General features: G+C 40.9%; 22 protein-coding genes. 5 read left to right on the forward strand and 17 right to left on the reverse strand.

Annotated features, from left to right (window positions below; all coding sequences use genetic code 11):
* Window positions 1–19: 19 nt before the first annotated feature.
* The 9 genes from A8F94_RS18620 to A8F94_RS18660 form a co-directional block, all read right to left on the reverse strand.
* Window positions 20–1,309 (reverse strand): replicative DNA helicase, encoded by a 1,290-nt coding sequence (locus A8F94_RS18620; protein ID WP_066203853.1) that lies wholly within the window; start codon window positions 1,307–1,309, stop codon window positions 20–22.
* Window positions 1,281–2,105 carry a hypothetical protein gene (locus A8F94_RS26245; protein WP_254660897.1) on the reverse strand — a complete coding sequence of 275 codons (825 nt, stop codon included), beginning with the start codon at window positions 2,103–2,105 and terminating at the stop codon, window positions 1,281–1,283. The genes A8F94_RS18620 and A8F94_RS26245 overlap by 29 nt, the downstream gene beginning before the upstream one ends.
* An 11-nt stretch (window positions 2,106–2,116) precedes the next feature.
* Window positions 2,117–2,524, reverse strand: coding sequence for a hypothetical protein (locus A8F94_RS18630; protein WP_066203856.1), 408 nt, complete (start codon window positions 2,522–2,524; stop codon window positions 2,117–2,119).
* On the reverse strand, window positions 2,525–3,268 hold the full coding sequence (locus A8F94_RS18635; RefSeq protein ID WP_066203859.1) for an MBL fold metallo-hydrolase: 744 nt from the start codon (window positions 3,266–3,268) through the stop codon (window positions 2,525–2,527).
* 3 nt (window positions 3,269–3,271) lie between these two features.
* The gene (locus A8F94_RS18640; RefSeq protein WP_066203862.1) at window positions 3,272–4,177 is read right to left on the reverse strand and encodes a RecT family recombinase; all 906 of its coding nucleotides are present in this window, start codon (window positions 4,175–4,177) and stop codon (window positions 3,272–3,274) included.
* Window positions 4,178–4,393: 216 nt separating this feature from the next.
* Complete coding sequence (locus A8F94_RS18650) at window positions 4,394–4,654, reverse strand: hypothetical protein (RefSeq protein ID WP_066203866.1); 261 nt, start codon at window positions 4,652–4,654, stop codon at window positions 4,394–4,396.
* Window positions 4,655–4,673: 19 nt separating this feature from the next.
* Complete coding sequence (locus A8F94_RS25900) at window positions 4,674–4,826, reverse strand: DUF6906 family protein (protein WP_175384467.1); 153 nt, start codon at window positions 4,824–4,826, stop codon at window positions 4,674–4,676.
* On the reverse strand, window positions 4,823–6,328 hold the full coding sequence (locus A8F94_RS18655; protein WP_066203869.1) for an AAA family ATPase: 1,506 nt from the start codon (window positions 6,326–6,328) through the stop codon (window positions 4,823–4,825). The genes A8F94_RS25900 and A8F94_RS18655 overlap by 4 nt, the downstream gene beginning before the upstream one ends.
* Window positions 6,329–6,544: 216 nt before the next feature.
* The gene (locus A8F94_RS18660; RefSeq protein WP_066203871.1) at window positions 6,545–6,784 is read right to left on the reverse strand and encodes a hypothetical protein; all 240 of its coding nucleotides are present in this window, start codon (window positions 6,782–6,784) and stop codon (window positions 6,545–6,547) included.
* A gap of 245 nt (window positions 6,785–7,029) precedes the next feature.
* Between A8F94_RS18660 and A8F94_RS18665 the strand changes: the two genes are divergently transcribed.
* A complete protein-coding gene (locus A8F94_RS18665) occupies window positions 7,030–7,548 on the forward strand; it encodes a helix-turn-helix domain-containing protein (RefSeq protein ID WP_066203874.1) in 519 nt (172 codons plus the stop codon).
* Window positions 7,549–7,719: 171 nt separating this feature from the next.
* Window positions 7,720–8,037: a helix-turn-helix domain-containing protein gene (locus A8F94_RS18670; protein ID WP_217490922.1), complete on the forward strand. Its 318-nt coding sequence runs from the start codon at window positions 7,720–7,722 to the stop codon at window positions 8,035–8,037.
* Between the two features lie 184 nt (window positions 8,038–8,221).
* Here the strand turns inward: A8F94_RS18670 and A8F94_RS18675 are convergent, their stop codons facing one another.
* Genes A8F94_RS18675 through A8F94_RS18685 form a run of 3 tightly spaced genes read right to left on the reverse strand, consistent with a single transcriptional unit; the run spans window position 8,222 to window position 10,217 of the window.
* Window positions 8,222–8,875, reverse strand: coding sequence for a hypothetical protein (locus A8F94_RS18675; RefSeq protein ID WP_254660898.1), 654 nt, complete (start codon window positions 8,873–8,875; stop codon window positions 8,222–8,224).
* Window positions 8,875–10,029: an FtsK/SpoIIIE domain-containing protein gene (locus tag A8F94_RS18680; protein ID WP_066203882.1), complete on the reverse strand. Its 1,155-nt coding sequence runs from the start codon at window positions 10,027–10,029 to the stop codon at window positions 8,875–8,877. Before A8F94_RS18680 ends, A8F94_RS18675 begins: the two co-directional genes overlap by 1 nt.
* Window positions 10,026–10,217, reverse strand: coding sequence for a hypothetical protein (locus A8F94_RS18685; RefSeq protein WP_066203884.1), 192 nt, complete (start codon window positions 10,215–10,217; stop codon window positions 10,026–10,028). The genes A8F94_RS18680 and A8F94_RS18685 overlap by 4 nt, the downstream gene beginning before the upstream one ends.
* A 376-nt stretch (window positions 10,218–10,593) precedes the next feature.
* Between A8F94_RS18685 and A8F94_RS18690 the strand changes: the two genes are divergently transcribed.
* Genes A8F94_RS18690 through A8F94_RS18700 form a run of 3 tightly spaced genes read left to right on the forward strand, consistent with a single transcriptional unit; the run spans window position 10,594 to window position 11,362 of the window.
* The gene (locus A8F94_RS18690; protein ID WP_077247811.1) at window positions 10,594–10,800 is read left to right on the forward strand and encodes a helix-turn-helix transcriptional regulator; all 207 of its coding nucleotides are present in this window, start codon (window positions 10,594–10,596) and stop codon (window positions 10,798–10,800) included.
* Window positions 10,797–11,108: a hypothetical protein gene (locus A8F94_RS18695; protein WP_066203889.1), complete on the forward strand. Its 312-nt coding sequence runs from the start codon at window positions 10,797–10,799 to the stop codon at window positions 11,106–11,108. The genes A8F94_RS18690 and A8F94_RS18695 overlap by 4 nt, the downstream gene beginning before the upstream one ends.
* A gap of 17 nt (window positions 11,109–11,125) precedes the next feature.
* Window positions 11,126–11,362: a hypothetical protein gene (locus A8F94_RS18700; protein ID WP_066203892.1), complete on the forward strand. Its 237-nt coding sequence runs from the start codon at window positions 11,126–11,128 to the stop codon at window positions 11,360–11,362.
* Window positions 11,363–11,404: 42 nt separating this feature from the next.
* Here the strand turns inward: A8F94_RS18700 and A8F94_RS18705 are convergent, their stop codons facing one another.
* Genes A8F94_RS18705 through A8F94_RS18720 form a run of 5 tightly spaced genes read right to left on the reverse strand, consistent with a single transcriptional unit; the run spans window position 11,405 to window position 13,404 of the window.
* Complete coding sequence (locus tag A8F94_RS18705; RefSeq protein WP_066203895.1) at window positions 11,405–12,139, reverse strand: N-acetylmuramoyl-L-alanine amidase; 735 nt, start codon at window positions 12,137–12,139, stop codon at window positions 11,405–11,407.
* 48 nt (window positions 12,140–12,187) lie between these two features.
* Window positions 12,188–12,478: a phage holin gene (locus tag A8F94_RS18710; protein WP_066203898.1), complete on the reverse strand. Its 291-nt coding sequence runs from the start codon at window positions 12,476–12,478 to the stop codon at window positions 12,188–12,190.
* Between the two features lie 4 nt (window positions 12,479–12,482).
* Entirely contained in the window at window positions 12,483–12,893 is a 411-nt protein-coding gene (locus tag A8F94_RS18715; protein WP_066203901.1) for a hypothetical protein, read from the reverse strand.
* A gap of 32 nt (window positions 12,894–12,925) precedes the next feature.
* Window positions 12,926–13,054: a hypothetical protein gene (locus tag A8F94_RS26410; RefSeq protein ID WP_302621319.1), complete on the reverse strand. Its 129-nt coding sequence runs from the start codon at window positions 13,052–13,054 to the stop codon at window positions 12,926–12,928.
* Between the two features lie 2 nt (window positions 13,055–13,056).
* Window positions 13,057–13,404: a hypothetical protein gene (locus A8F94_RS18720; protein WP_066203904.1), complete on the reverse strand. Its 348-nt coding sequence runs from the start codon at window positions 13,402–13,404 to the stop codon at window positions 13,057–13,059.
* Between the last annotated feature and the right edge of the window lie 5 nt (window positions 13,405–13,409).

A 13,409-nucleotide genomic window follows, 5' to 3' on the forward strand; every position in this document is an offset into this window, starting at 1 on the left:
CTCCTCCTATCGAACATAATTACTCTTTAGGCAACTCTTGAAAATGCTGTTTCCAGTTCATAAAGAGTAACTTGAATTCATTCACCCCGATGTCCCTGCCTTTAGCAAAAGTTTGATTGACAATCTTCCCGTGTTTGGTTGTCTCTCCTTCACTCCACAAAAACTCAACAACATCGGCATCTTGTTCGATGGATCCTGATTCCTTCAAATCAGATAGCTGTGGCCGCCCTTTCATTTCACTTGCTCGGCTCATCTGGGAAAGCATCATAAAGCAACAATCAAGATCCATTGCAATTTGTTTAGCCTGGCCTGTCACACGTCCTATGGCCAATGCCCTTGTATCTCCCTTTGACTGAGGGATACTCATAATCTGGAGGTAATCAACGACAATCATGGCTATCTTTCCATATTTCTTTTTAAACTGCTTGGCCGTTGCTTTTATTTCATCGATGGTTACTCCCGAGCTGTCCTGCATATAGATGGGCAAAGCTTCAAGATTTTCATAGGCCATATTCAACAACCGTTTTTCATTATCGTTAAGATTTTTTGTTTTGATTTTCTGGAATGCAATCCCGGTCTGAGCTGATAGCATTCTATCCTTTAGAGAATTACGCTTCATTTCCTGCGACCACACCAGGACAACTCCCTGCTTTTGCTTGGCAACACCCATAACCCTCTGCAATGCTAAAGCTGTTTTACCCACCGAGGGCCGGCCAGCTGATACAAACAACCAGCCTCGCCATAGCCCTTGCGCCCATTTATCGAACTCCGTGAATCCAGTTTTGATAAACTCTGCCGGTGTCTTAAGATGGGTGTAATATTCGTTTTTAGTCTCCGAGAAGCTAAGCATTTTAGAGTTATCCCGGGGCCTCATTTCCGTTACAAGCTCTTCTATGATGCTGAAATATTCCTCATCGCTTTCATAGTCGTTACGGTCCATTCCAGCGATGATATCGCCCATATTTCTGGTTCGTCTTCCTAATGCTTTCGAGCGAATAATTCTTGCATAAACCTCGGCATTCCTCGGGCTTGGACAGGATGCTGCCAATTCGGTTAAGTAGGAAACACCTCCAAGATTCTCAATGCTGCTAAACTTTACAAATGCGTCTGTTATCGTAACAACATCAATTGGAGAGCCTTTCTTTTCAAGATATCTCATAACCTTGTAAATCATTTGGTGCCGAATAACTGAGAAATCTCTTTCTTCAAGGAAAACTATTTCATCTAAAACACTAGGTTCTAGCAAGATAGCTCCTAGCACCGATTGCTCGGCAAAAATCTCATTTTCCCCAGTCGAATTTTTCAGGATCGTTCCCCTCCCCTACCCATCGCTGGAACTCTATATCTTTGTCTCTAGTATCGGTTCGCTGCTGTGTTGGCTGTGGTGGTTTAGGAGATTGAGAGGCTTTCATTTGCATTGCCAACTGCGGGAATTTCTCCCTAAGTTTTTTGGCACTAAGGATGTTCTTTTTCCAGAATGGGTCAGTAACCACCCAATTCATCACATGCCCAGCCAATTTCTTATCAACCTTGTCCAATTCAACGAGTTTACGCATGTCGTCTGACCATCTTTGCAAATCGGCCTTTATGATAAGGTGTTCCAACCCTTCAGCCTTAGCAGCTTCAGTTACCTTCTCATGAAAGTACTTAGCCATTTTGTAATAGGTATTCCCCTCGGGATATTTGTCAGCGCCCTTCTTATTTGAAGGTTTTGGCTTTCTATCTCCCTCGCCATGGTGTTCTTCCATCTGGTATGTCTCCCAATTCAGGATTGTTACCAAGGTGTATTGCCTACCACGCTGGCCTTTATGAATTGATATCATACCGTTCCGAACCATCCATTTAAGGATAGAATCAATGGTTTTGGGATTAGGCTCTTCCCACAGCCCCTTTTCGTAATAACCAACTCCCCTGGCTATCTTTCGAACCGATGTAAGGTGTTGCCCTTTTTTAATATGCAGCTTAGATCCATCACTCAAAGGTATTACAGCATCGTTGTGGTTTACTTGATATTTCAGCCATTGCCAAACCCGGTGATACAGGGGCGGCATTAGCCAAATATCGCTGTTAAGTTCTTTCCTGTGGTCCTTAATGTACCCCTGCATTCACCTCACCTTCATCCAGTCTTACTTTCAGCTTTCCTTAACTGTTCGATAGCTTCACACGATGCATGCAACCCGTAACCTAAAGCATTTACAAATAAATTCAGCCTAGCGATTTCATCATTTTTTTTGCCGAGTTCCTTTGTAAGGCATCTGACAAGTTCTTCAGCTCTCTGGCGCCTTTCCTTCTCATATTGATAATCTTCAAACCATGCAGCCTTTATCTCTTCCACTTCTTTTTCAGTGTAGATAGTTTCCTTTTTTGCTTCCTTGCAATATTCGGCGGGGATGATAAAACCTCGTTTTGGTCCTTCAGAGATAATGTAGCAACCGAAAACAGGTGTATCTTCGACCTTATAAAGCTCACCTATCCTTGTCCGGTGCTGGGCATCCGCATAAAATTTGATTACTTCAACGTACATCTATATCACCTCTAACTTGTACTTGTCTGGCCTAATGCCCTTCTTAGCCAGAATCCTTTTAACAGTCATTTCAGCTAAGCCAGGCATGTTATTTGAGCTTGAAAGGTGGGTAAGATAAATTTGTTCGCTAATCCCCTTTACAAGAAAGGATAAAGCTTCGGCTGTTTGCTGATTGCTCAAGTGACCGACATCTGAAACTATCCTAGCCTTTACGCTGTTAGGATAATCCGATGCTTCCACCATGGCTGGATCATGATTTGCTTCGATGATGTAAGCAGTGGAATATTCCATCTTGGCTAACATTTCTTCATCCACAATTCCAGTGTCTAGGCATATGGATACTTTGTTGCCGTGAAAGTCACTGATCACATATCCAACAGGATCCAGTGCATCATGATGGGAAGAGAAAGTTTCAATGTAAAACCGATTCTTTAAGTGGATGCTGTCACCAGCCTTGAAAGGGCTTTTTAAAAGTTCTTCGACGCACTGGATGTCCTTCCATTCTCCCTCCGCTGCAAAGACAGGAATCTTGTATTTATTAGCAAGTGGCAAACCTTTAATATGGTCCGAGTGGGCGTGTGTGATAAAAATGGCTGCTATCGAATCTGGCCGGATTCCTACATCAAGCAGCCTTTTTTCTATTTTCGTTTTTGCTATCCCTGCATCAACAAGTATTGCGCCTTCCGGTGCCTGGAGGGCTATACAGTTCCCTCCAGAGCCGGATGCTAGAATTTCAATCTTCATAGCTTAATCCAGTGAATCCTCATTGGAATTTTGCATTTCCCTCATATCAAGTTCCATGTCCATGATGTCTAGCAAAGCATTGATTTGAGCAAGAGAAGCGTCAAAGTTAGGAGAGTGCTGGGCAATGTAAGCCTGTTTAGCTTCTTTACCAGTTATCCCAAGCTGTTTGAATTTCTTTTGCATTTCATTCTTGGCAACATTTACTTTATCAACCTCAGGATTACCGATTGGTTGCTGTTCCTTTGGAGCGTCAATCACATCGGCATTTGGAGTGATATCTTTTCGCGGCTGTGGCTGATATTCTGGAACTTGTGATGGGCCTGCTTCATTGGAAATCGTTTCGTCTTCAAATGACAATCCGTATTGGCGTTTGAGAGCTCTTTGCTGAACATGCTTCCCGAACATATCAGAGGTCCATTTAGTCCAGTTATCCTTGTTCTGCCCTTTGAACATATGCTCTACTTCTTCAATATCCATAATGACTGTTACCGGACGGTGGCCATCTCTATAGGCGATGGAGTAAGCGCCAATAATCTTACCGCGGGGAAAACCAATTTCATGAAGTACAACTTCCATTTCCTTTGTTTCCTTGTTCATAGCAATCTTGAAATCGTCATTCTCATGAACCATTTGAGTATCAGGTGGCTGAAAACCTTCCATATCTCTGGCCTTAGAAAGGTAAGCTTCAGCAGCAAATTGGATTCGTGCAGTGTTCCCGTATTTGATGAAAAAGATTTCATTCTTGAATGGATCCAGTCCATAAGAAGCAGCCTTATGAGCAAACAACAGGAATTCAGTATCAGTTGCAGTTGGAGCGATAGAAGTACGAATTACTTCCAGTACTTGTGGAGCAAAAGCTTCGCTTATTTCTGGTGTTAATGGCAATGTTGCTAATTGATTTTTAGACATTTAATTAAACCTCCTCATTTAGTTTCATACATGGATTCATGCATGCATTTCAGATTGCAATATCGGTCAGAGCCTTTGTGCCAAACATGCTGACCGGGGTAAATAGGTGCTTCACAAGATTCATTGGCGCAAACAGTAACAGGTAGTTTTTTTACTGGATAACCGGTTTTCATAGTCCGGGTTATCGATGGGTGTTCAAGGTCCATGGTCTACCTCCTAATTGTTGTAATGCCGCTTGAAAGCTTCACGAGCCTTTTGCTTCCGTTCCCGCCGGCTAAGAATGACTCCATGCTCTTTCTTAATAGATGCAGATACCGCGGATAAACCAAGAGTGCCTGGCTCATATACCGGCTTAGTGTTTTTAGATTTCTTTGGACGAGCAGCCCGTTTAAATTCAGCAAATTCACGAGCCTTTCCAGCTTGAAGGGCAACCCTTAATGCCTGAGCTTTATCTTTAAACCATCTTAGAAAATCCATTTCTTTTCCCCCTTGGCTTTTAAGCCGGTATAATTTTTTTAGTGCCAGTCTCACGATGCACCAAATGGAGCTTGTCCCCGATAACTTTGTAAACAAGCCAGTTGTTATGGTTTAGGCCTGCAAATCCCATGGCTTTCTTTTGTTTTTTGGTAGGACGAAGACCGTGTTTCATTCCGTCCCCACCTTCAATTCCTGTCCGGCAACCACTCGGGAAATGATGAGCTGTCCGTTTGGCTCCTTGAATCGAGTGATGGACTCAGCATTATCGACAAAACAAGGTGTGATCAGTTCGCTTTGTTGGCTCAATACGTCCCTCAGCTCAAGCCCGGCTCGAATGCTTTCAGAGAGTGATAGTTTCCTATAAGGTTTGTCATCCATTTCAATTTCAAAAGTAGGCTTAATTTCACCGTTCTTTTGCTTGTCGAAAAGTCGGACTGATAGAGTAGTAAATAGGGCTTGTACCTTTTCAGCCTGCAGTTTAGCTTCTTTGGCTCTAAATGCTTTAATGCTATCCAGGATAAAGATTGAGTCATTAAGTGATTTAAGAGTTTCCTTTTCATCAGCTTCAGCCTGTTCAACCATTTTTGCTACGCCCTCGTAATTTTTATGTCGCGTTAATTCCAATTCAAGAGGAGTAATCCGTTCTTGCAAGGCACGAAGTTTTTCCATTTGTTCAGAAACATCGATGTACTCAATTTTTGCAAACTCTTCCTCAAGTTCTTTCCTTTCGATGACAACCTGGTCGAATTGCTTTTTGAACTTTTGCATCCTGGCTTGTTTGTCAGCTTCAGCTGCAGACAGTGCATCGTCTTTAAGAGGCTGTTTGCAAACTCGGCATTCGCCTTGGATTTGTTCATTTTTAAGTGTCGGCCATTCTTCCTGCATACGAATCCGTTCGTTTAAAAGAGCCTTAATTCGATTTTGCAATTGGTTGTATTTGTTATTATTATCTCCGGCTGAATCTGTCACTTTCTCAATAGCCTCACGCTCTTTTAAAAGGCCACTCAGCTCCACTTTCAGTGTGTCTAAAGCAACACTAGGGACATTAGCTTCCAATGATTCTTTGAGTGTCTTAGTACGGCTCTGTGCGGCAATATAAGCTTTATCCTTCTTGTTTTTGTTTTCCTTATGCACCTTTTCCATGTCCTCAAGAGAATGCTTCTTCAGACCAGCTCCCAGTGCTTGAGCTTGCGCTTCTGGAAGGTGTTTTAAGACCTCTTTAGCAATTGGAGTGCTAACATACTGGAGCAGCAATCCGCGTTGTTTTTCCCAATGAAGTGACGGAAAATAAGACGGATTAAAAAGTGACATAAACAGTTCTTTTTCGAATAGACTTGATAACAGCTCGTCAAATTCTTTGGCTTTGGAGGGAACCTCGTTTATGTAGTACTGAGCTTTTCCTTTCTTAAGGCCCCGGCCAAGCAATAAATTTTTCCCATCAATTTGCAATAAAAGTGAAACCATTGTTTCATCAGCTGCGTAAGTGATAGGTGAAGGATCCACCTTGCTTCCTAAAACATCATTGCCGTAAAATAACCATGAGATGGATTCCAGGATACTGGACTTCCCTTTCGCATTGTCCCCAGAAATCTTGGTCAGGTCGCCAAACTTAACTTCAAGATTTCTGTGGGATTTGTAGTTTTGTAGATTAAGAGACAAAAATTTTACTAGCACATACAATCCTCCTTTTTGAATGATAGAATACTCTAAGCAATGGGAATCTAAACAATAATTCTAAAAGTTTATTTTTCTCCCCTTATCCTCACCTCCCTCAGAGTTAATATCACCAACTACCACACCAATTACGAACATGAGTAGTCCGAATAATATAAAGGCCATTATAATCCGTGGTTCCATAAAATCTCCCTTCAACTACGACCTCGTAATTTTTTAATCTAAAAAAAAGAATCTTTCAAATGGTTCCCCGAACGCTTTAAGTACCCCTGCAATAAATGACTGACCAGGCGCGTTATAGCTTGGATGGTCAGCTGGCAATGCAGCTCTCCACAATTGAGAAGTCGAAACTCCAATTGCTTCAGCTATTTCTGCCCTTGTTTCAAGATTACGATCAATTGCCGCTTTTCTAAGTTCAATCATGTTAAGTCTAATAGCGGCCTTTTTAGCTTCCATACTTTCACCCCACTTCCTACGACCTCGTAATTGCTTGCAAGAACAATATATAACATAAATTGCATATATGCAATAAAATATTTACATTTTTATATATTTTTTCCCAATTATGAATCTTTTTGGCTCGTTTATGCGTAATTTGGCAGACACCTTCCATTGCGTGCTCGTAATTTTTTGTGATATATTTTCATTATGTAAAGACAAGCTGTAAAAAATAATTTACCAAATAAAGGGGTAAACAAATTATGAATGTAAAAACCAGTTTTGGGAGTTTCATTAAACACCATAGACTTGCTAGTGGTTTTAAGAAACAAGCGGACCTTGCCAGGGTAACTGGAATAACAACAGCAACTATGTCCAGGATTGAAAATGAAATACATCGACCAGATTTAGATACAGTTAAAAGATTAGCGAAGCATTTAAACTCTACTTCTTACGTTGAATTAATGGTTGCATGCGGTTATTGGGATAAGGAAGAATTGCTAGATCTAGATGTAAGTTTGGTAACAGGACTCGATGTATCTGATATTTCTCCTAGTGAGGTTATAGAGAAAATTAGCAAAGATATTAAGAAGAAGCAATATGAGGATAAAAAAAATACTCCACAAAATGAAGTGGAGTTTTTAAACAGTTTAGACCTGACAGATCAGGAACTTAAAGAGAAATTCGATTTAAAAATTGATGGTCAAACTTTAACTGAACAAGAGACAGCTGGAATTATTGCTTATATTCGTTCTCTTCGCCAGGTTCACAGTAAAGATTAACTAACACTAATTTTAGATTTGCAATATCAATCTCGAGCAGTTCGGCCAACTTTTCTAAGTTCACGGGTTTCTTCGCTGCCAAAATTAACAATCCTTTCTTCCGTGTCATTTTATCTATTTTTTTACACGTTTTGTGACATCGATTTTATATGTCGACCCCTGACTCTATAATTGGGAGGGGAGGGGGCGGTTACCATATTAAGGAGACTCGGAGAACTAAGAGATAAGCACAAACTTACACAAGAAGAAATTGCAGATATACTTGGGGTTGCCAGAACTACATATGCCATGTATGAACAGGGCCACCGCGAAATGGATAATCAATCACTTATTAAGCTAGCAGATTATTATAAAGTATCAACAGATTATATTTTTGGAAGAACTGACAATCCTCTTTTTGTTGAAAGCCTAACCCAAGATGAAATCATTTTTATTACTCAAACACTAGAACTGTATAGAAACCTTAAAGCCCAATGGAAGCACTTGTAAAAGTGCTTTTTTTGTGCGGTTAATGTCATTATATGCGAACAACCGTTCGTATTCAAGTATTATATTTGTTTAATTTTGTAGAAATTGTTACTTATTTTCCAGTCTCCTTGCTATATTGTACTTCGGTTCTTAGGTTTTTTTGTCCTTATTTGTATTTTTTCACTAATCCTTCACAATCTGGATATTAACTACTTTTTATTTTAAGTTTTACTTGCTCTACTTTTGGTACAATCTTTTTCGGTTCTTCCGGTCTCTTTAAGCTGTTTACAAAGCTGGTAAATGATTCAGCCTGGAACACCTTGAATGGATATTCTCCATCGATTGCATACCGTTGATCACTTAGTATCAGGACATGAGGGAATGGATCTTTGGCAATTATTCCAGTTTCATATAAGGCTACATACCTCTCGAGCTTTTCAATCATTTGTTTTTCACTGTAGACGGTCCTTTGCACTTCCACAAAAAAACTTGTATTCCTGTACTGGCAAAATATATCCGGCTCCGCACAATCCCCTTTCTTTCCGTACTTAGGCTCGACCATGAATGTCCCCAGGTCGCCCAACTGCTTTAATTCTTTGTAAACATTCAGGATGGAAAGGAAATGATTGATTTTTTGGCTATCCTTTTTAATCTGTACTTCTGGCCCAAAGTAAAGGAAAGGAACATATGCCTGGCTTCGCTGAATCTGCCCATCCCGGAACAAGCGAAGCAAAACATTATTGGCAGCATACTTGGGATTTTTCTTCCCTTGGAAGTGCAGTTCCGCGATACTATCCCGATCCATCACCCTGAACTTATTCAGGTCCTTAATAATCGCTTTATCCCTTGCAGTCAACATCAGCCAAACACATCCTCTTCGGTTAATTGTTTTGGTTCATCTGGCTTAACTTCTTTCACTTTATAACCTCTTGCGAACATATCTTTCCAATCTCGAACACGATAGTTCATCAGTATTTTTTCGGCCTCGTCCTCCGTTAGGTATGGAGCCTGCAGCTCTGTTAGCTCATCTCGTTTAATCAGGAATCGGCCCGGGGTTTCTTTGCTAATCTTCTCACTTCCTTGAGTCCCAATAATTTTAGAGTTGGTAATATCCGTGGTACGAAAGCCCATTCTCACAGTTAGCAATCCACGTATTTTTGTATCTAAAATGTCATGAGAAGGTCGTTGTAATGAGAGTATGCAATAAATCCCCAGGGCCCTACCCAGCGCCACAATCTGAACCAATTGTTTTTTCATGTCCTTGTCATCCATAATCATGACGATTTCATCAATGCAGAGCAGGATGAACGGCTGTTTTTCGCTTTCTGGTAGTTTAGTAATATGAGTGACGTTGAATTTATTTAACAGCTCTCCTCGCCGCTCCAGTTCCTTGTGAATGTATTCCAACATCCTGGCCATATCATCCGGATAAACACAAACGCTTTTTACGTGCTTCACCCTCTTGAACAGGAAGAATTCACTCATTTTCAAATCACCCAAATATATGTGCAATTCTTCTGGTGATTTAACCTGAATAAGGGTTGTGATTATCTGTCTTACTTGAGTACTTTTGCCGGCTCCTGGCTCTCCAGAGACAAGGCAATTAGGCTCCGTTACCGCATTGTAGACCATCCACTCGCCTGCGCTGTTTTTACCACACACAATAGGCATTTCTAGCCCTTCAAGCGAGGAGGTAATGTCTTTGTACTTGTAAATCAATTCCTTCGGCAAACTGTCATTATTGATGGTTAAAACATATTTCTTAAATTCACCATCTACCGTGATGTTCTTGCCAAAGACTTGCTGAAAAACATAAAGGTTCTTAGTTAGGGTTTTAGGATCTAATCCAGTAGGAAGGGTAAAAACATATTCAGTGGAGTGTTCAGTGGTTCGAATAGAGTGGATTTTGGGGTATATCTTGCGCTCGTCGCTTCCTACAGTTAGATGAATACCTCCGGCCCTGAATGCTTTAATCAGCCGCTTACGAGCCATTAAATCGCTCCAGAAGCTCATGGCAGCCACCTGAGTGTTATTGGGTTCATCTCAAGGAAATACACCCCACAGGCGAGCCCAGCAAGTGGCACTAAGAACTTAACCGCTGTTCCTAGCCAATGATAACCTAATGAATCTGCCAAACTATCAGTCATTGCAACTACCAGTACCCCTCCAGCAGCTAATAAAATCCCGGGGCCAAATAACATATTGATAACCTCCTAGTTTCATATTTGTCTAATTATTTGAAAATTCGCGGACCCCCTCGCGCTCCCCCTTCAGGACGTTCCGCTTCGCTCCACTATTAACAGATTTTGTTTTTGTTGATATGGCAGGCTTTCTCCTTGTACAAGTGTACCTTTAATAACCAGATGAAAATGATTTTAAAAACACTTCCGTAACAGATACCCTCCTTCCGGAACTTATTTGCTACCGTTTTGCAACTGTGTGGCTTTCGTGTTATTAGCCTATGCCCAGTTAGCAAGGGAATTGCCTGTCCTTCACAAAATGGCTGTGAAAAATTTACTCAACCATTTGTGACAGGAATCATATTATGAATGTCGAATGGATATAGTGGTGATGTAGATGTTGAGGAGTAACTTTAAAAAGGTTATTGATGAATCTCCATACAAGCCGGCCGCAATCCGGGATTATATGGGAGTGCATAGAAACACTTTTTCTAACTGGATGACAGGAAAACATATTCCATCAGTGGAGGATCTGTTTAAAATTGCTCGTTTTATTGGGAGAAAAGTAGATGATTTTTATGAATGGGAGGAGGAAAACGAATGAGGAAAGTTCTTTTAATTGGTTTCCTGGCAATAGTTTTATCTGGCTGCGGTGGTGATGAGGAGGCCGTGGCTACAATCAGTGTGGACGAATACAACCAAATTGAAGAAGGAATGACTTATGATGAGGTAAAGGAGATTGTTGGCGGTAAATCAGAGGAGGAGAAAAAGTCAGATGATTATACCGGGCACATATTTGATGGAGAGGGAGGGAAAGTAAAATCCTCTAAGGTGGTACTTGGTTTTGATGAAAATGGTTTATTAATTGATAAAACAGAAATTGGCCTCGTGACAGAAATATCTAGCCAGTAAGGAAATGAGTTTTTAAAATGTACGTAACAATTAAAATTAATTATCGTTCCACTTATAATAATCTTACCCAAGTAGGATCCTTCCCACTCCGTGGCAAAAAGCCAGAGCAAATTGCTTATGGATGGTGGAAACAGATAAAGTCGAATACTTATAATCCACACCTAATAAACGTAACAGTTGACGGGGTGGACATTACTCAGGATGTAAAGGGATTAGAAAAGGCATCTTTACCGCCAGATAACTTGCCCTTTTAAAGGCAAAAAGCCCCTCTCCCAATAAGGAAAGGGGCTCTTACATTACTTTTCGTATACATCAATAAAGGACTCAAATCCCGCATTTTTCAAAACTTTAACCTGTCTTTCTGCGTTTTCTCTATCGCCGAATGAGCCAGTCACTACTCGGTAAAACACGTTATCTTTTTTAGTAGATGCTGGTGTCTGTGCAACAGGTTTTACGGTTGTCTTTTTCTTCAGGCCGTATTGATCAACAAGAGCTTTTACAATTGCTCCTGCAATTTTTTTCTGGCCTTCAACAGATCTGACAAAAGCTGTGTTTTCTTTATGTGTCATGAAGCCCAGCTCGGGAAGCACTGCGGTCATCTTCGTATATTTTACCATCGCCCAATCCTCAAACTTAACGCCTCGGTCTTTAAATCCTGTAGCAGCCAATAGGTTCTTTTGCATCTTCCCTGCAAGGGCTAAAGCTTCTTTAGGCTTTGATTTGGCCACAAACACCTCAACACCGTTCCCTGTGGTCCACGTCTTGCCGTCACCGTGGGCATTCAAGTGGTAGTCAATGTGAACGTGAGCACCCCAATTATTAATTGCTGTATAGCGTTCTTTCAGTGGAATATCCCGCATACCAGTCGGATCATCAAACCGCTTTTGCTCGACTCCCTCATATAAGGTAAGCTCCGCCATGACTAACCGGCATATCGGGTCGGTTTGCTCCCATTCTTTTTTACCATCAGGAGACTGCTTACCTGGAGTTACTTTTGCATGGCCACATGCATGAGATATTTTTAATGGCATGATTCCCACTCCTTTCAAAATAAAAAATAGCCAGGCACTTAGCCTCGCTTACAAGTAGTTCTTATCGTTTTTAGGTTCAAGATATCTCATTGCCTGCCGGCTATCACCAAGACCCGCTGTGGTGGGATCAGGCACGATATTGATTGCATTAATAATCGTTAGCACTACCAGGAACGGGTTGGAGATGAAATTTATTAATAACTCGCCAACGATTGGCCATGATGTAATATCATCCACTTTAATGCCCATATAAGCTAATACCGGGATTAAAAGGGATGCAATAAACCTAATGATAAATTGCAGGTTTTTTCGACTAAAACGTACTTTCCAGTTAATCATCCCATTATCCTCCAAACCATTTTAGTATTTCATCCCATAGAGAAATGATTAAAGTTAAAACCCCTACAATTCCAGAGCCCCCAATTAAACCTAAAAAGAGATCCTTCCTGGTGGTAATTTTGGTTTTAACGATTTCCCCTTCCTGGGTAGCTCTGATTTTGTTCATTTCTCCTTCTTCTACCGTTTTTATTTTTTTGATTTCTAATGTATGCTCCAGGAGCTTGGTAGTAAGTTCTTTCTGTGAACTAAATTCTTTCAAAACCGTATTTTCCATTTGCACTTGACCGTGTTTTATTTGTGCATTCTCTTCCCTGACTTTGCCCAGGTCTTCAATGACTTTACCGTAATTTTGCTCTAATTGTGTGATCCTATTTTCGTGATTTTCTATTCTGTCTGGCACAGTCATCTCCTCCAATGTTCACCACCCCCTGAAACTCTCTCTAAATGTCACTCTGCTAAATGGCCTAACCCTTCATCCTCTAAAATTTGTTTAACCTGTGGTTTAAGCATTTCCGGTACATCGCTATAACTCTTCAAACCTCGCATAATATAGGTTGCATACAAAAGCGCCAACATCGTCACATCCCTCCTCCTAAAATTATTTCCGCTAGTTCCATGATTGCAAAAGCGTTCATCTGGTTTTCTTTCTCAGCTAATTCCAAGCGAGATTTAAGTTCCTTATTTTCCTCGGCTAGACTCTCCAAGGTAGTTGGCGGCAGGGGTGGTTCCGTGTCTTCCGGTTCTTTCGGTGAATACACTAGGTCGCCATCTATCACCTGGTAATTGCCAATGTCTTTGAAAGTTTTACCGTCCACCTCAAAAAAATAATCGTATTCCTTATCTGGTGGCAATACGAACTCTACAAATCCTCCGTAAGTTTCGATGATATTCCCTTCAGCGTCAGTGTTTAGCCATATCTTATACACGGTCC

The sequence above is a fragment of the Bacillus sp. FJAT-27225 genome (assembly GCF_001685025.1).
Lineage (GTDB): Bacteria > Bacillota > Bacilli > Bacillales > Cytobacillaceae > Bacillus_D.